Genomic DNA, 18,232 nt, shown 5'->3' with positions numbered 1-18,232 from the left:
TATCGGGGCCATGAGCGGTATTCACCGCAGGATGTCAGAGCTTAGTTACGCGGACGCAACATGCGCTTGACCTGCTCCTTCTTCCTATCAAGCTCGAGCTGGTCGCGGTGCATACGGCGTTCAATAGCCAACTGGCGGTTGAAGCGATCCTGTTCCTTCTTGTCCAGGTAAATAGTGTCGTTGGACACGTCCTTCACAATCGCGAACATCAGCAAGATCAGGATGAGCAAGAACGGGGTTGCCGCAACAATCGTCACAGACTGCAGCGCGCCCAGTGCGTCAGAGCCGCCAGCGATCAGCAGCGTCAGGCCAACGAACGCGGTGCCAAGGCCCCAGACAGCTGCGATCCATGGGTTCGCATCCGATTTACCGTTCTGCGACATAGACGCCATCACGGTCGAAGCCGAGTCAGCCGAGGTGATGAAGAACGTACCCAGCAGGATCACCGCGAAAATACCAATGTAGAAGCCACCAGGCAGCTGGTGCAGCAGGTTGAAGAGCTGCTCTTCCGAGGTACCCTCGCCGTAAATGGAACGACCGTCCTGCTCGAACTTGATCGCGGTGCCGCCAAAGATGGCGAACCAGACGGTGGACAGGCCTGCTGGAATCAGCATGACGCCAAGGCAGAACTCGCGAATCGTGCGGCCACGGGAAATTCGTGCCAGGAAGGTGCCAACGAATGGTGACCAGGAGATCCACCATGCCCAGTAGAAGATGGTCCAACCGGACAGGAAGTCTCCTGCTTCACCGTTCTGGTTCTCAGCGGTACGGCCAGCCATCTCAAAAAACTGGGACAGGTATGCGCCGACGCCCGTCGGCAAGAAGTTCAGGGTGCTGACGGTTGGGCCGAAGACGAACACGAAAATAGCCAGCAACGCAGCAATCGCCATATTGAAGTTCGACAGCCACTGGATTCCCTTGCCGACGCCCGACATCGCGGACAGCAGGAATGCAAGAGTCAGGACGGACACGATGCCGACCGTCAGCTTCGTCGACGGCGAATCCACAAAGCCGGAAGCGTTCAGGCCCGAGCTAATCTGCATCGCGCCCAAGCCCAGCGAACATGCGGTACCGAAAATCGTTGCAAAAATTGCAAAACCATCAATGAGCTTGCCCCAGAAACCGTTCACGCCCTTTTCACCAATCAGCGGGATGAAGGCGCTAGAGAGCAGTTGCTTGCGGCCGAGGCGGAACGTCGAGTACGCGATCGCAAGGCCCAAGATCGCGTAAATCGCCCATGGGTGCAGGCTCCAGTGGAACATTGTCTGCGCGAGCGCAGTGCCCACTTCGTGTGGCTGGTGGCCAGGGACACCATCGCGGTACATCGCCAGCGGCTCAGACGCACCGTAGAACATCAGACCAATGCCCATGCCTGCCGCGAACATCATCGCAATCCATGACGACGTTCTAAACTCCGGTTGTTCGTCCGACTTGCCCAGGCGGATCGTACCGAAGTTCGAAAACGCGATTACCAAGACAAAGAACACAAAAATCGTGCCGAAGAGCACGAACGCCCAGCCAAGGTTGTTAATCACCCAGCTGAAGGACGTATCAGCAAAGCGCGAGAAACTATCTGTTGCTAACAGGCCCCAAGCGACGACGGCCGCCACCACGACGAGAAGCGGAACAACGATGCTCCAGTCAATCTTCGCGTTCTCGTCCTCCGCAGCAAGCTCAACCTGCTCCTCTGCGTCGACCGATTCTTTACGCTCCCCGCGCCGCTCTGCAACGATGAGCTCGGCAAGCTCGCTCGTCGCAGACGGTGCGGCAATTTCGGTTTCATCGGAATTTATCTGTTCAGTACTCCGAGTTTCTGCATCAGGATCATGCGGATCCTGGGTCAGGTCTCCCTGAGACATGAAAAATTCTCCTCAATTCCATAGAAAATAAGAAAGCTTTAGCAGGTTAACTGAATTCGGCTGCTATATCTAATCCAATTCGTCCACGTAGTGCCCATTTTCAGCCAAAAAGTCTGACTATTCCGCGCTGCGAGCTTCCTGAGCGAGGTCATATAATTCGCCCGATTTCACCCCGTGCTGCTTCGCGATAGTCTTCACTGCATCCTTCATCCGCATACCCCCGCTTACCAGCTCTAAGACGAGTTCCACAAGGTCTTCGGGCTCCGCTGTTGCGGCGTCACCGCCCTCGATGACAACGGTGACTTCTCCCCTCACTCCGTCCTTGGCCCACTCGGCGAGTTCACCAAGTGTCGCGCGCTTTACTTCTTCGTACGTTTTTGTCAGTTCGCGGCACACCGCTGCACGTCGATCGCGGCCGAGGACCGAAGCGGCGTCGGCAAGCGTCTGTGCCAGTCGGTGCGGTGATTCGAAGAAGCACACGGCGCGCGGTTGGTGCACAAGCTCCTTGAGCCAGGCTTCCCGCGCGCCTGCCTTGCGTGGAGCAAAGCCATCGAAGATGAAGTGCCCTACATGCAAGCCTGAGAGCGCAAGCGCCGTCGTGACAGCAGAGGGGCCAGGCAGGCAAGTCACGGGGACGCCGGCGTCGTGTGCCGCTGCAACGAGTGAAAGGCCAGGGTCGGACACAATCGGCATGCCGGCGTCGGTCACCACGAGCACAACGCCATTGCGAGCAGCCACGAGCAACTCGTCCCGCCGCTGCTCTTCGTTGTGGTCAAAATTCGAGATGATCTTCCCACGCGGTTCCACCCCCAAGGCTGCCGCTAGCGCGCGGGTGCGCCGCGTATCCTCCGCCGCAATCACGTCTGCGTTCGCGAGTGCGTGCTGAAGCCGCTGCGAGGCGTCATCAATATTGCCGAGCGGCGTAGCGGCCAGCACTACCCCACGTGTTGGAAACTGGTGTTGCAACGTCGCTTGAGTGTCTGCACTATCCATGCATTAGATACTAGGTGCAGCTACAGATAATGCGGCGAACACAGTAGTATCCATTCACGTGAATACCAATGCGCCCATCGATACCGTCCAGAGTGAAGCGTCGCCAACGCCCGCGTTGATGAAGCCTGGCAGGCCCCAGCCGGGAGCACCAGTCAGTGTGCCATGGCATCGCAGGGACACCGTGACGCTGACGGTACTGACGGTCCTCGCGCTGTTCACGCGCTTCCTCGGGCTGGTGCAGCCGACGTCTTCTGGCACCCCGGTCTTCGATGAGAAGCACTACGTGCCGCAGGGCTGGGACATGGTGCGCAGCTCCTTTAACCCAGTGCTGGGCGGCATCGAGTCCAACCCCGGTTATGGGCTGGTGGTGCACCCGCCGCTGGGCAAGCAGCTCCTCGCGCTTGGTGAAACCGTCTTCGGCTACACCCCGATGGGTTGGCGCATCATGACAGCGCTCTTTGGTACCGCAGTAATCGTGTTCACGTTCCTGCTCGCCCGACGCGTGAGCCAGTCGACGTCGATCGCAGCCATCGCAGGCGTCATCGCGCTTTTCGACGGCGTGTTGCTGGTCGCAGCCAAATTCGGCATGCTGGACATCTTCCAGGTGCTGTTCATCGTCGCCGCCGCGTGGACGCTCGCAGGTGACATGCGCCAGGTACACCAGCGTTGGCACGACGCCTGGCTGTCAGGTGCTGTGCAGTCCTCGGGTCCGTACGGGCCGCGCCTCGGGTTCCGCTGGTGGCGCTTCGCTACCGGTGTGTTGCTCGGACTCGCCCTGGGCGTGAAGTGGTCGGGGTTGTATTACATCGCGTTCTACGGCCTGATGTCTGCGTTTTGGGATCTGTGGCTGCGAAAGCGTTATGGCGTCGAGAAGCCGCTGGCTGGCGCACTGGTGCGCGACGTGCCCTCTGCACTCGCCTCGATCGTGCTGTTGCCCGCACTCCTCTATATCTGGTCGTGGCGCGCATGGTTCGCCTCTGAGACTTCTGTGTACCGCCACTCCCTGGCGGACGGCACGATCGCAGGTTCTGACTGGCCGTGGCTCGCCAACCTGCCGGATGCCGCTGCTGGATGGCTGTATTACCACTTCTCCGTGCTCGAGTTCCACGGCTCCCTCACGAGCTCTAGCGGGCACTCGCACCCATGGGACTCCAAGCCGTGGGCGTGGCTCGTCGCAGCACGCCCGATCCTCTACTACTCCTCCACCGACATCGAGTGCGGCGACGGCAACACCTGCCGCGAAATGATTTCACTGTTCGGCACCCCGGCGATCTGGTGGCTCACCATCCCCGTGTTGCTGTGGGCAGCGTGGGTCTGGATTACCCGACGCGACTTCCGCGTCATCGTGCCAGTCATCGGCTTTGCCGCAGGCTTCCTGCCGTGGCTTGCGGCGTTCGACCGCCAGATGTACTTCTTCTACGCCACCGCGCTCATTCCGTTTACCGCAGTGCTGCTCGCGCTGGCGCTCGGAAACATCGCGAAGAAAGGCACGCTACGGGAACCTAAGTGGCTGGTGAAGCTGACCGGCGCCCCGATTCGCACCGGCCAAATCATCGTGATTGTCTACCTCGCCGTTGTGGCGGCAAGCTTCGTCTACTGGGGTCCGATCCTGTACGGCCTTCGAGTCACCGACGGCTACTACGAGTCCCTCATGTGGTTCCCGAGCTGGAAATAGTTCGCTAGAGGCCGGTCGGGTCTGCGTTGAGCAAGTGCCACGCGCGGCGCATGGCCACGCCTTTGTCCGCGATCCACGTCCAGGCGAGCGCCAACAACGCGATTCCCGGAGCGATGACCGTCATCGGTGCCACTGCTCCGATACGCTGCACAGCATCAAGCACCGCAAACCCCAGGGTAAACGTGAACATCGTCCCCACGATCAACACGATGCCGGGGATCTGGGCAGGCTTCCAGGACGCGAGCCCCAACGACAGGCCCACGCCGAAGCGGACCGCAACCCCCATCAGCGTGGCTGCGGCGACCTCGGGAGTCTGCGCCAACGCCTCGCCCACACCGACGACCCCAACGATGGCCCACACAATCCAGCACACCGCGATCGCACACAGCGCGGCTCTGCCAATCATCACGTTGACTTGTCGGCGCTGCATCATCGCGTGCCACGGGTCGTTGACCCCAGCGAGGATCGCGTCAGCGAGGTCGCTCGGAGGAGCCACATTGCCGTCAACCTCTGCAAAGCGCACCGTCTGCGACAAGGAAAGCGCCTGCTCCCAAAACGCGGCGCACTCCTCGCACTGCGCCAGGTGGGCGTCCACGATGGCGTCGTCAAGCGATGGTTGCTCCCCGTCGAGCCGCGCGGACAGGCAGGCCTGAATCTCGTCATGGCTAATCACGTGTGAGCACCCCGTCCAAGCTTGCGCGCCCCGGCCCGAACACGATGACCACGAACAACGCCGCGGCGAGCACCATCGTGTATTCAATACCGCCATCGGCAATGAAGAAACCGTTGCTCAAATGCACGAAGTAGGTTGCCGCCACCGCCAACAATGCAAGTACCGACGCGACGATCGTAGTCAGCAGACCAATGACGAGGAACGCTCCCCCAACCAGCTCAACGAATCCCGCCAGGTACGCCGACAGCGTCGGCTGAGGCACCCCAATCGCCGCAAAGTCCTCCGCAGTGCGCCGCATTCCCAGCTCAAACCAGCGCTGGTGCCCACGCGCAACAAACACGATCCCGAGCACCGCGCGGATGACTAAGAGCGCAAAATCTCGAACTGCTGGCCTGTTCATGCACACTAGAGTACTCAAGGAACCGAACTAGACAGAAAAACGTCAAACTACGTATGGATAAAGAAACGAAGCAACAATTCCCAATCACCGGCGACGACGGACTCAGCCGCCCACCCTGGGCCGCACACGATCCGCTCCTGCGCCACTACTACGACACCGAATGGGGCATGCCCATCCGCGACGAGGCCGGAATGTTCGAGCGCCTCTGTCTCGAGGGGTTCCAAGTCGGATTGTCGTGGAAGCTCATTCTGCAAAAGCGCGACGCCCTACGCGAAGCCTTCCACGGATTCGACCCCGACGCCCTCGCACGGATGGACTCAATCGAGCATCTTCTTGACGACGCCTCCCTGATCCGCAACCGGCGCAAACTCCAGGCGGTGCTCACCAACGCGTCCGCCACCCGCGAGTTGCGGGAATCCGGCACGGATCTTGCAACCTTTATCTGGTCCTACCAGCCAGAAACCACACCTACGCCCCGCACGATGGAGGAGGTTCCAACCCAGTCTGAGGAGTCACGCCGCCTCGCGCGCGACCTGAAGAAGCGTGGCTTCACCTTCGTCGGCCCCGTCACGATGTACGCGCTCATGGAATCGACCGGCATCATCGACACGAACTTGGTCGGCACGCACCGGCGAGGAGCCTCCGGGGTGTGGAGCTAGTCGTCATCCATCTCTGCGAAGGCTTCCTCCACCGAGTCGTACTCCTCGCGGGACGCCTCCCAGACTTCCTTCGCAGCTGAGAAGTTCACCGCTGCGATGATGGCGCCAACGATGATGTCGAACCAAGCGGTGGACCACACGAACGTCAGTAACCCGGCCGCAATGATGAGCAGGTTCGCCAGTGCGTCGTTGCGCGCTGCGAGCCATGCCCCCTTCGCCAAGGAGGATCCCTGGTCACGCAGCTTGAGCAGGATCACCGCACAGATGAGGTTGACTGCCAACGCACCGAGCGCCACGCCTGTCAGTCCCTCGGGAGACGGCGGGACCGGGTTGAGAATCTTGGTGACCACCATGACTACCGCAGCTACAGCCGGGATGAGAATCAGCCCGGCGAGCACGCTGCCCGCCATGCGACGCCGGTGCGTCGGCCACGCCACCGCGAAGAATACGAGTAGGTTAATCGCCGTGTCCTCGAGAAAATCGGCGGAATCCGCTGCGAGCGAGGCAGAGCCGATCGCCAGCGCGGCGATAAACTCGACGAAAAAGTACGCAAGGTTCAACAGTGCAACAACCAGCACTGCTCGGCGGATCTGCTGCGCGGTCACGGTGTTCTCCTTTTCTTCGGCTGTCGTGCGCGTGACACTCTAGCGACGTTTGTCACTCTGTGCTAACCGTTCCTGCACCCCAACAGAAACGGTTATTCCCTCGATTCCCTCCACACTGCTGCATCCGGGCGAGCACCCGGGGTACGAGGCCTTCTCGACACACCTTAAATACACATGCCATGGCTCTTCATGGTTCCCTTGACCAGCTTGGACAGCTTGACCTGGAACAAAAAGTTCCCAACCCGGGGAACCATTTCGTGTTTCAGGTCTCCTTCGGTCGACCAATGCTTACGTTTCCCCAGGTGGCGACGGCTGTCTACAAAAATAGTTCCGAAGTCAAACGATCGCCCGTACAGTGCGCGAATCCACCTCTCCGACGCACAGCACCGAAAGACCACCACGCGAGCGCAGCGAGCGTTGTGGTCTTTCGGTGTATCCGTCTCCGAGCCGGAATCGCGGGTGTCCGACACGCCGGCCGGGGGAAGGACATGTATTGTACGCCGAGGGTTTACGCCTTGAGGTCAACGAGAAGCTCGGCGATTTGGCCCTTTTGCCCGCTTAGTATCGACACGTCAGCAGTAACAGGGGAGTCGATATAATGCAGGCTCTGGTTCGTGGCATACTGATAGTCGTAATGCCTTACGCCTTCATCGAAGCGGCTCCAATCCTCTTCGTAACCAGAGAGCTTATCGCTCGGCACGGTGTATCCCGCCGCAGCGAAGAACGTATCTACAACGGCGTGGGCGTATCCGAGGGTGCGTTCGTAGTCCCTATCGTTCTGGTCAACGTAAACGCGAAGGTTGCCGCTTCCTGTTGCCACAACGTCTATCGTATCGCTACCCAGCGTTCCGTGCAGCCCTACGCTATTGTCATAGGCCCCCAGTCGATACTCGACGCGCGAATACGGGCCACCCGTTTCATGCTCTTGATGAGGATCGAACATGACTGTGTCGGTAATCTTCACTTCGTGCGTCGCATTGTACTGCTCGACGAATTTATTAACTGTATCCTCCTTGCTTCCAAACGCCTTGGCGTCAGCCGATGCACTTGACGACGAAGCAGCGACCGAAGAAGATGCGATGCTAGAGCCAGTACCGCTGCTGTCCTTTGGAGATACCGCGTAAATAAGGATACAAGCTACCCATATCGCAGCGACGATGCCAATCTTGGCGTTTCGACTCAAATTCTGGTTGCGCACAACGAATATCGTTGCCATGATGGGCAAGAAGCAGATCCAGAGCAGAACCATTCCAATCCACCAACCGACACCGTGTTTCTTCTTTTGCTGCGGTGCCTCGGCATAGTTAACTGCTACAGGCTGTTGAGCTTCGGCCTGCGCTCGCTGCCGGCCTTTTTCAAAATCATAGCCGACCTTTTCCGCTCCTTCGACCTTCAAACGCTGCACCTCGTCATCGATAAGAAGACCAGCACCACAAAACTCGCATTTTGCTTGAGCGTTGTCAGCATCAACCTTTAGTTGTGCGCCACATTTCGGACATGTCGTATCGATCAGTTTCATAATCGGCTCCACTTCACTGCTTGTGACGATTATTACCCATTATACCGCCGTCAATTACTAGCGGAGACCGTATCCGTAATGCGATGCGCTGATGTCCGTGATGTCGGCGAGGCGGCGCCTCGTTTCTGCAAGTTGTCGGTTCTCACGGTCGGTTGCCGCGTGCTCACGAGACGCGACGGCTCGCTCCCGATTGGCGATTTCGTTTTCGCGTTTAAGTATATCGAGTTCATGGGCATGCGCGTTGGTTTCGCGATTGTCCACATCGTGCTCGCGCCGCATGATTTCTGCCTCGCGTTCATCTAAGCACTTGCGACGTTGCGCAAGTGTGCGACGCTGCTTCGCCGCTTCCTGCTCGTCATCGGCAAGCGCCGACTCGTGCCTCGATAATGAAACTTCACGAGTATCCAACTTCGACTTCTGCACTGCCAAGCATCTGCGCTTTGGTTCAAGATCAGCTACCGCAGACTCAACGTCCTTCTCCCTCTTGGCAAGAGCATCCTCCCTATCAGCGATGGCTGCCTCGCTTTTGACAATAGACGCCTCCCGTTTGGCAATAGAAGCCTCGCGCTCGTCGACTACAGACTCGCGGCGAGCAACACGCTGTTCGCGCTTGCGTACGGCGGCACTTTTGCGGTACGCATCAACCTGAACCTGTTCGAGTTCGATGCGCATTTCCCCAAGATCTTGCGAGGGCGCGTAAGTGTCCTGCTCCATACGCTCCTTGCGGCCATCGCCGTATGCACGGTCATAACCGCACGACTTTTGCACGATCTCTTCAAGGTCGCGCTTGACCGCGTTCTGCCACTGCGTTATCGGGTGCATACCCTTGCCGCCCTCGAAACCCATCCGTTCAAAAGCCTTGTTCAACCCGCATTGCTGCTGCATGCCGTTCTTATAGCCTTCGCCTACCGGGAAGAAACGGACGTGGAAGTGGGACGTGCCGTTCGGCTCGTCGTCGTGACCCTCGATAGCGGTGAAGCGAAAATTCGGGAAGCGGCCTTGGAGTTCGGACATGTAGGCGGTCAACGCCACCTTGACCACCGACCTATCGGGATGATTGTTGCGATGCTCACGAACGTAAGCATCGGCAGCGCGATAGTCCAGAGCGTGCTCCGCTCCATCGTCGTCCGTGTAGCCGTCCTTCAGCCGCCTCCACGTCGCGTTGTCGAACGTCGCGTCCGTCACCGCCATCACGCCGTTTCTATCGCCAAGACTCACGACGTACTCGTAAAAGGACTTTACTTCGTGGTCGGGGTCCTTGCTCTTTGCACGGCGTTCTTCGGCGTGTAGTCGCGGCGTCCCGCCACATGTCGATCGCGATGCTCGCTCCATGTGCCGCGCCCTCGCGGCATCCGCCGCTTGGGATTAGCCGTCCTTGCGTTGCTCGGACGGCTGGAGCGTTTCGGGCTGCTCCCGCTTCCCGAAACGCTGGCGCTCGCGCTTATCGCGCTCACGCATCTGACGCTTCAGCGCGTCGCGCCTCGCATCAAGCTCCTCAAGACGTTGTTCGAGTGACTTCGCCGTCTTCACGGAAAACCCGGAATTTGGAGCCAGCACAAACACAACAAAACCCCAGGCCACCAACGACCTGGGGTTTTACGGACTGTGGAGCTAAGGGGAATCGAACCCCTGACCTTCGCATTGCGAACGCGACGCTCTACCAACTGAGCTATAGCCCCTCGCTGGAGAAGACGTTACTCCTCTTCTCCGCTGATGCTAAATCGTCCGGTTACCCAGGCGATTTAGCTCGCTCGTGGGGCACGGTTGTCATCCTCGCCGTATGGGTAGTGGGGGGAATCCGTGTGGTCCTCGAAGATTGCGGAGGATGCTTCGGGGAGGTCGGTGAAGTCGGGGTGGGCGTCGTCAAGGTCGAGGGCTACGGATTCTCCGTATCGACGCGGCCACTCCTGCCTGGGGTGCGTCGAATCTGCAGTGGCGACGCCGAGGCGCGCGCGGCGCAGCTGGCGCATGCGGCGGCGATGCAGCGCACGCTCCTGACGGACGACGCTGCGCAGCACAACCATGAACCAGGTGGTCAGGGCGACGGAGGCCGCAGGCAGGATCCATGTCCAGCCGCCTGCGACGAACGCGATCACAAACGTGACCACGCAGGCGATGATGAGGCCCAGGAAGGTGCGCTGACGGCGCATAAAGCGGTCTTCGCGTGCCCGGCGTGCACGGTCTGGGTCCCAGCCGCCACGGCCGCGGCGGGCCTCTGCAAACGCGAGATCTTCGTCGGTGACTGCGACCTCTTCATCTGGAGCGTCCTGGTCGTCCTCGGTTTCCTCGGCAGTGAGCTCTTCGGCGTCCATCTCTGCCGTCACGCCAGTGTCGTATCCGAAGTCAGCTGCGGAGTAGTACGAGTCGGGGATGCTTTCGGCTTCTGCTACCGAGGCCTCCGGATCCTCCGCAGTCTCGAGTGTTACCGCATCGGCGTCGTCTGAAGAATCGTCTGAAGCCTCATCCACTTCATCGGCGGACTCAGTCTCAGCCTCAGCGGACTCCGCTTCAACTGCCGCATCCTCGACTGGCTCCGCTTCGATGACCTCTCCCTCAATAACGTTTGAGTCGGTATCTTCTTCGGAGACAGCGTCTTCCTGGTTCTTCGAGAAGAAGTTTCGGATGACCGCACTGTCGTCGATGAGTACTTCGCTGGCAGCTGGCTCGTGTTCGACGGCTTCGACGAGTTCCACGTCCGCAGCGTCTTCGTCGTGCAGGTGCACGTCCGCAGCGGTCACGCGTGGGCGGCGACGAACCTCCATGGGTTCCGTACCACCGGTGTGCAGGACCCTCGTCTCGTCGTACCCTTCGCCGGAGCGGCGAATTGGTTTGTTGTTGCCAAATACGAGTGGTGCCAGCACGATGACCCACACGACGATCATCAAGATAATGATCAAGCTCGGGCTACCCATACAGCGAAGCCACCTTCCTAAAACTACCCTCGAAACTGACCTTTAACGGTAGCGAGCAATCCGCTCTTCCGGCCCGAGCCACGCCGGGGCCGCGTCATCGAATTCGGCCGGAACGCCGCAGCCTGTCTACGGCCGTGGTCGGGTAGTCATCTTCGGTCATTGCGACGAAGTAGTGGTCGCGCCAGCGGCCGTCGATATGAATGTTTCCCCGCATGAATCCTTCTTCGCGGAAACCCACGGTCTGCAGGACGTGGCCGCTGGCCGGGTTGTCTGGAAGGTACGTCGCAGTCACGCGGTGCAGGCCCACCCGCGCAAAGGCGTGGTCAACGCCCAAGGCGCACGCGGCCGTCGCGACGCAGCGCCCTTGATACTGTCTGTGCACCCAGTAGCCGATCCAGCACTCGTCGACGGTTCCGCGCTGAATGCCGCCGAGGGTCAGTTGGCCGGCAAAGTGGCCGTCGACCTCTATCACCATCGGTACGACGGTGCCATCTGCAGCCATTTCTTTGAGCATCGTCCACTGCCCCGCCCAAGCGCTCTTGGTGTGAGCAGCTTCCCATGTGGAATGGATCGTTGGTTCTACCGGCTGCAACCACTGCTGGTCGAGCAGGCGGGTACGGCACCATTCCCCGCCATCCTGCAAGCGCAGGGGCCGCAGCGTGACGGTTTCCCCGCTCGGAAGTCTGACGAACGGGGTGCGCTCGGGCCAACCAGGTGTGGGTCCGTGCAGCCAAGTTTCAATCCTTCGCAGCAGGCCCAACGTCTATCCCCGCTGCTGGAGGAATTCGACGTCCACCACGTCGCCTGGGCGGATCTCCGCGGTGGACTCCGGCAGGCGAATCATGGCGTTGGCTTCCGCGAAGCCTGCGAAGAGGTGGGAGGTTTCGCCACCGGCACCGCCGAGGCCTTCGACTAAGTAGTCGCCGGTCTCCGTGTCTCGCATGAGGCGTGCACGGATGTAACCACGCCGCCCCGGCTGCGAGGTAATTGCCCGCATCGAGCGTGCGCGAACGACTGGGCGCTGCCAAGACTGCTTGCCCAGCGCTTGGCGGATTGCCGGTCGCACGATGGTTTCGGCGATCACGAGCGCGGCCGTCGGATTGGACGGCAGCAGGAAGACCGGCACATGTTCCTCACCCAGCGTGCCGAAACCCTGGACGGACCCGGGGTGCATGGCCACTCGAGTGGTGTCGATTTCCCCGAGGTCATGCAGCACTTCTTGGAGTGTCTGCGCGCCTGAACCACCAACAGCGCCGGTGATCACGATCATCTCGCTGCGCCCAATGTAGCCAGCCAGGGTTTCCCGCATTTTCCGCGGTTCAGCGTTCATGATGCCGGCACGGTGTACATCTGCACCCGCTTCTTCGGCGGCAGCGGAAACGACGTAGGAGGCGACGTCGATAACTTGGCCCAAGCCTGGCTCTCGTTCGATGTCAACGAGTTCCATGCCGAAGCTCAGCACGGTGACCCTCGGCCGGGGATACACCAGTACTTTTGTGCGCCCAGCAGCGGCTAGCAGCCCAATTTGTGCAGGTCCGAGGACCGTGCGGGGGCGCACTGCGATGTCGCCTGGCTGGATATCAGCCCCCGGCTTGCGTACGAACTCGCCACTTGCAACTGGGCGTTGCGGCGTAACCCGCTTGGCACCCCGGTCGCTCCATTCCAGTGGCAACACGGCGTCGGCAAGTGTGGGAAGCGGGGCACCTGTTGCAACCCGCACCGCTTGGCGTGGCTGCAGGCGCAACGGCTTCTGGGAACCGGCGGGAACCTCCCCCACCACAGGTAGAGCACGATCGGCGTTGGTGCGTGGGCGCGAATCGCGCTCCGGCTCGCCGTCTTCTTCCGCCTGGCGCGGCTTCACCCGCAGGCCTGCGGATCCCCCGACGTCGACCGCGCGGACGGCGTAGCCGTCGATGGCTGCTTGCGAAAAGCCGGGCAACGCGCGTGTCGCTACGACTTCCTCGGCGCACATCAGCCCCAGCGCGTCGTCGATCCCCACTCGGATCGGCTCGGGGGTCCGGATTGCGTCGCCAATTATGGCAAGCTGCTCATCAACACCGCGCATCAGCCACGCCTCTTTCTACGCCTTCGTTAGCGTTGTTCATCACCCGTGAGTTCGGGGTGTTCGGCCTCAAAGTCGTTCATGATCTGCTTGAGTGCCGTGTACAGTGCAGGTCCGTACTTCGGGTCGTGCAAACCAAAGTCCACATTAGCGGGAATGTAGCCGCCCGGGTTGCCCAAATCGTGGCGCTTGCCGTGGTGCACCACGATGTGCACTGGATGACCTTCCTGGATCATCAGCTCGATCGCATCGGTCAGTTGCAGCTCCCCGCCCTTGCCCGGCGTGATGCGACGCAGCGCATCAAAAATTGCCCGGTCAAGCAGGTAGCGTCCGGTGGCCACGAGCGTCGACGGCGCGTCTTCCACGGCCGGCTTTTCCACCATGCCCTTCACGCGCTTGACCTCGACGCCCTCAATAGTCTCGTCGACGTCTTCGACATCAAACACGCCGTAGTTAAAGACTTCCTCCGGCGTCACGTTGAACGCACACAGCACGGAGCCGCCGAGCTTCTCGCGGGTGCGCACCATTTTCTCCATCACGCCGGTGGGAAGCACAAGGTCATCTGGCAGCATGACGGCGACAACGTCCTCGTTTTCGTCGAGGGCAGATTCCGCGCAGCTCACCGCGTGGCCAAGGCCCAACGGCTTCTCCTGCGTCACGGCGACTGCATTAATAAGGTCCGCGGCGCGGGCGACCTTCTTCACCTGGTCGTCTTTCCCGCGCGCCGCGAGGGTCTCGCGCAGCAGCTCGAACTCGCCGAAGTGGCGCATGATTTCTTCTTTTGCCGGAGCTGTCACGATCACCAATCGGCGAGCGCCGAGCTCTGCCGCTTCCTCGGCAATCAGCTCGATACCGGGTGTATCCACCACGGGCAGGAGTTCCTTAGGAACAGTCTTCGTAGCTGGCAAAAACCGTGTACCCATGCCAGCTGCCGGCACCACGACGGTCTTCACGCCACGCGACGCAGGCTGCTGGGAGGTTTCTTCATTAGACTTCCGCATAAAGATCTACTTTACCTCTGTATGGCCCGACTACCGTTTCCGACTCGTGAGGAGGCTCCCCCACTTGCACACCAAGCAAACTATCCGCGAAGCACACACTACTTTTCGACGCCACCTCGCCAGCAAACCCGACGAAAAGCGTCAACGCGACGCCAGCATTCTCCAGCACACGCTCGAGGCTCTCGATCACTTCGGCGCCGTGGGCAGTGAAATCAGCGCCTACCACCCGCTGCGCACGGAACCCGCTGCCGCTGACTACCCGCTGCAGCTCGCCCAACACGCAAGAACGGTGTGGCTGCCGATTTCGCTTCCTGGCGGTGTGCTGCAATGGGCCGCGTGCACCGAAGAACAGCAGCCGGGCGCGCTTGGCATCGCGGAGCCAGTCGGTTCCCGGTTCTCCAGCGAAGTGCTCAAAGGTTGCGCTGCGCTGGTGATCCCGGCGCTCGCCGTGGACCGCCGCGGGCAACGTTTGGGCAAGGGCGCCGGCTATTACGACCGGGCGCTTGAGCAGGTCCGCGACCACCGCATCCCTATTGTTGCGGTGGTGTTTGACGAAGAAGTCGTCGACACGCTGCCAGCGCAACCTCACGATGTGCCCGTCGATGCAATCGTGACAGACCGCGGATTTTTCCAACTCTAGGGAACCTTCCGGGCCACACCCGCGTCTAAAGACGCATGAAGCCCGCCTCATTCCTTCGCGACCTCCGCATGCCCGGCTACCACCGCACCGTCACAGTGCGCCGCACGATCGCCGTCGTGTTACTGCTGGTAGCAGGCGCAAGCATACTTTTCGACGCCCGCTCCGCCGACCCACCCGCTGTTGTCTTCGCCCGCGACGTTGAGGCCGGCACAGTGCTCACCACGGCGGACGTGGAGCTTCGCAGGCTGCCGCCCTCTGTTGTTCCCGCAAACGCCTTGGGCAGCACAGACCTCGCCGTCGGACAGGTCCTCGCGGCTGGCGCATCCGCGAACGAAGTAGTTACCAACACCCGTCTTGTCGGACCGGACCTTAAAGCTTCGCTGATCGAAAGCGATGACGACCCGCACGACTTCACCATGGTTCCGGTCACGCTCGCGGAACCGGAGCTCATCCCGATGCTGCATCACGGCGCCGGCGTAGACGTGGTCGCGCCAGGCCCGCGAGTTATTGCGCGTGGCGGAAGGGTGGTCACGACGAACGAGGAGGGGTCAATCCTGGTACTGCTGCGCAGTGTCGATGCAGCCAACGTTGCGGCCGCATCACTGACGGACCCGTTAACAGTTGTATTGACCACACGATAGTTTGTTGCCTATAGTTTTTAGGTCCAAATCCAAACCTTACAAAGGAGACCCTAATGCTTGAGGGCTTTAAGAACTTTATTCTGCGCGGCAACGTTATTGACCTCGCAGTCGGTGTTGTTATTGGTGCTGCGTTCACCGCAGTTGTTACCGCTTTCTCCGACAACATCATCAACCCGCTGATCGCTTCCGTCGGTGGCGCTGATTACTCCGGCCTTGGCTTCCACATCATTTCCGGCAACGACGCAACCTTCCTCGACTTCGGCGCGCTGATCACTGCAGCGATTAACTTCCTGCTGATCGCGGCAGTCGTCTACTTCGTGATCGTCGCTCCGATGAACAAGCTCGACGAGATGCAGAAGCATAAGCGCGGCATCCAGCCAGACGCCCCGGCTCCGACCGAGACCGAGCTGCTCACCGAAATCCGCGACCTGCTCTCCGAGAAGCCCGCGCAGCAGTAGTACTGCTATTCTCCGTAATGGGGTGGTCGCTCGTACTCATAAAAGGCTTTGCCTGTGAGTTCTGGCTCGCCGTCGCCGTCGATATCGACGCTGCGCCCGGCATCATAGCCCGTCCGCCCAGAAGCCGCGTCACCAAATAGTTGCGTGCGTTCAGGACTACGGTCGTACTCTGCTTCCGACCGTCGCTCCACGCGCCTCCGCTGGTGGCGCGGCTTTTTCATGCTCGCCATCGTTCCTGATTACGCCTGTACGGAGTAGGTATTCAGCTCGCCGATCAGGTGCTGGACTAGTGGTGCGATCGTCGATACGCCGTCGCGTATCGCTTGGCGGCTTGCGGCGAGGTTTACCACGACGGTCGAACCAGAGACGCCACACACACCGCGCGACGTGCAGGCATCCACCGCTCCACACGCCTGGCCCGACGAACGAACCGCCTGCGCTACACCGGGCACGTTCTTGTCGATCACGGCCTTCGTCGCCTCTGGCGCCGTATCACGTGGCCCGACGCCAGTGCCACCGACGGTCAGCACCAGGTCAACCCCACCAACGACACCGGTTTCGATCGCTTTGCGGATCTCCGCCTCGCTCGAATTGACGTGCACCACCGCGTCAACGGTAAACCCGAACTCGCTGAGCAACTCGACGAGCATGTCACCCGTGGTATCCCCTTCTGAGCTGTATCGGCGGTCCCCAACCAGCACTGCGATGGCCGCAGGAGGCGTCGGAGTCTGCTCGGCGAGCTCTGCGGCCTTCAGCGATGCTTCGTCGGGCTCCCCAACCGTGTCAAGCAATACTTCTGTCGTTGGCATGCCAGGTCTCCTGTCGTGTCGTTGCGAAATCGCACAGTTTCATTTTCATTGTTTGCTTCAAAACTTACCCGTTGCTCAGGGTTACATCTACGGAATGAGGAGCTTCTTCTCCCTCCCGCAAGACTTCAAGCTGAACAACCTGCCCGAAGTCCTTCGACCGCGTCGCCGCAATCAACGCATCCGCTGAATCAATCAGCCGACCGTCCAGTTTGGTAATCACATCACCTTCTCGGATACCGGCCTTTTCTGCTGGGCTACCAGGCTCAACTCCGGCGACCACGGCGCCGTCGATACGAGTGCCGCGAATCGAAACGCGGACGCCCAACATCGGCTGCGACGCCTTGCCGGTTTCAATGAGCTGCTGCGCGACACGCTTGGCAAAATTCGACGGAATCGCGAACCCGAGACCAATCGAGCCCGACGACTGCTCGCCACCAAAGCCGCCTGCCGAGAGCGAAGCAATAGCCGAGTTCATCCCGATCAGGTGCCCCTGCATATCCACGAGCGGGCCACCCGAGTTACCGGGGTTAATCGCAGCGTCTGTCTGCAGCCCGTCCATCAACGAGCTCTCCCCACCGCCCTGGGCCGCACGCACCGGGCGGTTCTTCGCCGAGATGATGCCACTGGTTACCGTCGCCGAGAGCCCAAGTGGAGAACCAACTGCGACAACCTGCTGGCCAACCTTCAGCTCGTCCGAGTTGCCGAAGTCAAGCACAGGGAGATTTTCGACGCCATCAACCTTCAGCACGCCAATATCAGTGTTGACGTCCGACGCTACAAACGTAGCCGAGTGCTTCGAGCCGTCGTTGAACACCACCTGAATCTCGGACCGTTCGGTCGCCGCAGCGCCGATCACGTGGTGGTTCGTCAAAATGTAGCCGTCGGAGGAAATAATCGACCCCGACCCTTCCGCGATACCATTCGGCGTCGCCACAGTGATGGATACAACCGAAGGCAGCACTGCGGCCGCAACCTGCTCAACGGAGCCATCAGGCGCAGTCTCTGGCGATGCGAGGCTCGGGTTCTCAAGTGCGTTGTAGTGCTGCTGTTCGCCGTTATCGTTCGCAGCGACGACTGCGTACCCGGCGCCGGCGCCGGCCAACAGCGAAAGCACTACGGAGCACGCCACTGTAGCCGCCCCCAGCCCACGCCGCTGCTTTTGCTGCGGTGCAGACTGCACGAATGCGGTTTCCGGGGAGGCCTCCTGTGGATAGGAGGCCTCGTACGGGTTTTGTTGTGGCGTATTTGATTGTGGTGAATACGGGTTCGTCATGTGCAGTAGTATGCACGACGCCACTGTGGTAGCACTAAAAAGTAAACTCGTTC

The 18,232-nt window shown here is 60.5% G+C and carries 20 protein-coding genes and 1 tRNA gene; 5 read left to right on the top strand and 16 right to left on the bottom strand.

The genetic code is table 11. The features are described 5' to 3' along the window. Positions 1-41 precede the first annotated feature (41 nt). Together HMPREF3170_RS09285 and rsmI are read right to left on the bottom strand one after the other, a co-directional pair. On the bottom strand, positions 42-1,859 hold the full coding sequence (locus tag HMPREF3170_RS09285; protein ID WP_083290957.1) for a BCCT family transporter: 1,818 nt from the start codon (positions 1,857-1,859) through the stop codon (positions 42-44). A 117-nt stretch (positions 1,860-1,976) separates the two neighbouring features. Next, a complete protein-coding gene (rsmI, locus tag HMPREF3170_RS09280; protein ID WP_070479269.1) occupies positions 1,977-2,852 on the bottom strand; it encodes a 16S rRNA (cytidine(1402)-2'-O)-methyltransferase in 876 nt (291 codons plus the stop codon). 118 nt (positions 2,853-2,970) lie between these two features. Here rsmI and HMPREF3170_RS09275 point away from each other — a divergent pair, with 118 nt between their 5' ends. Next, positions 2,971-4,527, top strand: a complete 1,557-nt coding sequence (locus tag HMPREF3170_RS09275) for a dolichyl-phosphate-mannose--protein mannosyltransferase (protein WP_070479350.1) — start codon at positions 2,971-2,973, stop codon at positions 4,525-4,527. Positions 4,528-4,531: 4 nt separating this feature from the next. Here HMPREF3170_RS09275 and HMPREF3170_RS09270 read toward each other — a convergent pair whose 3' ends face one another. Then, a complete protein-coding gene (locus tag HMPREF3170_RS09270; RefSeq protein ID WP_070479267.1) occupies positions 4,532-5,200 on the bottom strand; it encodes a zf-HC2 domain-containing protein in 669 nt (222 codons plus the stop codon). Next, complete coding sequence (locus tag HMPREF3170_RS09265) at positions 5,193-5,600, bottom strand: DoxX family protein (protein ID WP_070479266.1); 408 nt, start codon at positions 5,598-5,600, stop codon at positions 5,193-5,195. The genes HMPREF3170_RS09270 and HMPREF3170_RS09265 overlap by 8 nt, the downstream gene beginning before the upstream one ends. Before the next feature lie 53 nt (positions 5,601-5,653). On the opposite strand from HMPREF3170_RS09265, the gene HMPREF3170_RS09260 reads away from it, so the two are divergent. After that, positions 5,654-6,259, top strand: a complete 606-nt coding sequence (locus HMPREF3170_RS09260; protein ID WP_070479264.1) for a DNA-3-methyladenine glycosylase I — start codon at positions 5,654-5,656, stop codon at positions 6,257-6,259. Here the strand turns inward: HMPREF3170_RS09260 and HMPREF3170_RS09255 are convergent. From HMPREF3170_RS09255 to HMPREF3170_RS09215, 9 genes are all read right to left on the bottom strand, one after another. After that, positions 6,256-6,864: a cation efflux transmembrane domain-containing protein gene (locus HMPREF3170_RS09255; protein WP_070479263.1), complete on the bottom strand. Its 609-nt coding sequence runs from the start codon at positions 6,862-6,864 to the stop codon at positions 6,256-6,258. The two genes, HMPREF3170_RS09260 and HMPREF3170_RS09255, sit on opposite strands and share 4 nt — an antisense overlap. Before the next feature lie 508 nt (positions 6,865-7,372). Continuing rightward, positions 7,373-8,383, bottom strand: coding sequence for a TFIIB-type zinc ribbon-containing protein (locus tag HMPREF3170_RS09250; protein ID WP_070479261.1), 1,011 nt, complete (start codon positions 8,381-8,383; stop codon positions 7,373-7,375). 57 nt (positions 8,384-8,440) lie between these two features. Then, positions 8,441-9,715: a hypothetical protein gene (locus HMPREF3170_RS09245; protein ID WP_141742266.1), complete on the bottom strand. Its 1,275-nt coding sequence runs from the start codon at positions 9,713-9,715 to the stop codon at positions 8,441-8,443. A gap of 33 nt (positions 9,716-9,748) precedes the next feature. Next, positions 9,749-9,940: a hypothetical protein gene (locus tag HMPREF3170_RS09240; protein WP_141742265.1), complete on the bottom strand. Its 192-nt coding sequence runs from the start codon at positions 9,938-9,940 to the stop codon at positions 9,749-9,751. Positions 9,941-9,989: 49 nt separating this feature from the next. After that, positions 9,990-10,062: transfer RNA gene (locus HMPREF3170_RS09235), tRNA-Ala, on the bottom strand. Between the two features lie 63 nt (positions 10,063-10,125). After that, positions 10,126-11,295, bottom strand: a complete 1,170-nt coding sequence (gene glpR, locus HMPREF3170_RS09230; RefSeq protein ID WP_070479255.1) for a divisome protein SepX/GlpR — start codon at positions 11,293-11,295, stop codon at positions 10,126-10,128. Between the two features lie 94 nt (positions 11,296-11,389). Then, positions 11,390-12,055 carry a GNAT family N-acetyltransferase gene (locus tag HMPREF3170_RS09225; RefSeq protein WP_371327496.1) on the bottom strand — a complete coding sequence of 222 codons (666 nt, stop codon included), beginning with the start codon at positions 12,053-12,055 and terminating at the stop codon, positions 11,390-11,392. 3 nt (positions 12,056-12,058) lie between these two features. Then, on the bottom strand, positions 12,059-13,360 hold the full coding sequence (glp, locus tag HMPREF3170_RS09220; protein WP_070479253.1) for a molybdotransferase-like divisome protein Glp: 1,302 nt from the start codon (positions 13,358-13,360) through the stop codon (positions 12,059-12,061). A 26-nt stretch (positions 13,361-13,386) separates the two neighbouring features. Then, entirely contained in the window at positions 13,387-14,358 is a 972-nt protein-coding gene (locus HMPREF3170_RS09215) for a UTP--glucose-1-phosphate uridylyltransferase (RefSeq protein WP_070362819.1), read from the bottom strand. 64 nt (positions 14,359-14,422) lie between these two features. On the opposite strand from HMPREF3170_RS09215, the gene HMPREF3170_RS09210 reads away from it, so the two are divergent. Genes HMPREF3170_RS09210 through mscL form a run of 3 tightly spaced genes read left to right on the top strand, consistent with a single transcriptional unit; the run spans position 14,423 to position 16,097 of the window. Continuing rightward, entirely contained in the window at positions 14,423-14,998 is a 576-nt protein-coding gene (locus tag HMPREF3170_RS09210; protein WP_070479252.1) for a 5-formyltetrahydrofolate cyclo-ligase, read from the top strand. Positions 14,999-15,033: 35 nt separating this feature from the next. Beyond that, the gene (locus HMPREF3170_RS09205) at positions 15,034-15,639 is read left to right on the top strand and encodes an SAF domain-containing protein (protein ID WP_070362821.1); all 606 of its coding nucleotides are present in this window, start codon (positions 15,034-15,036) and stop codon (positions 15,637-15,639) included. Between the two features lie 53 nt (positions 15,640-15,692). Beyond that, entirely contained in the window at positions 15,693-16,097 is a 405-nt protein-coding gene (gene mscL, locus HMPREF3170_RS09200; protein WP_070362822.1) for a large-conductance mechanosensitive channel protein MscL, read from the top strand. Positions 16,098-16,102: 5 nt separating this feature from the next. On the opposite strand, the gene HMPREF3170_RS09195 is transcribed toward mscL, so the two are convergent. The 3 genes from HMPREF3170_RS09195 to HMPREF3170_RS09185 form a co-directional block, all read right to left on the bottom strand. Continuing rightward, complete coding sequence (locus HMPREF3170_RS09195; protein ID WP_141742264.1) at positions 16,103-16,288, bottom strand: hypothetical protein; 186 nt, start codon at positions 16,286-16,288, stop codon at positions 16,103-16,105. 48 nt (positions 16,289-16,336) lie between these two features. After that, positions 16,337-16,906 carry a MogA/MoaB family molybdenum cofactor biosynthesis protein gene (locus HMPREF3170_RS09190; protein WP_070362823.1) on the bottom strand — a complete coding sequence of 190 codons (570 nt, stop codon included), beginning with the start codon at positions 16,904-16,906 and terminating at the stop codon, positions 16,337-16,339. A gap of 64 nt (positions 16,907-16,970) precedes the next feature. Beyond that, the gene (locus HMPREF3170_RS09185) at positions 16,971-18,179 is read right to left on the bottom strand and encodes a S1C family serine protease (protein WP_083290956.1); all 1,209 of its coding nucleotides are present in this window, start codon (positions 18,177-18,179) and stop codon (positions 16,971-16,973) included. Between the last annotated feature and the right edge of the window lie 53 nt (positions 18,180-18,232).

The organism is Corynebacterium sp. HMSC08D02 (genome assembly GCF_001807505.1).
In the GTDB taxonomy this organism is placed as follows: Bacteria; Actinomycetota; Actinomycetes; order Mycobacteriales; family Mycobacteriaceae; genus Corynebacterium; species Corynebacterium pseudogenitalium.
This window is presented reverse-complemented; position numbering and strand designations above follow the sequence as displayed.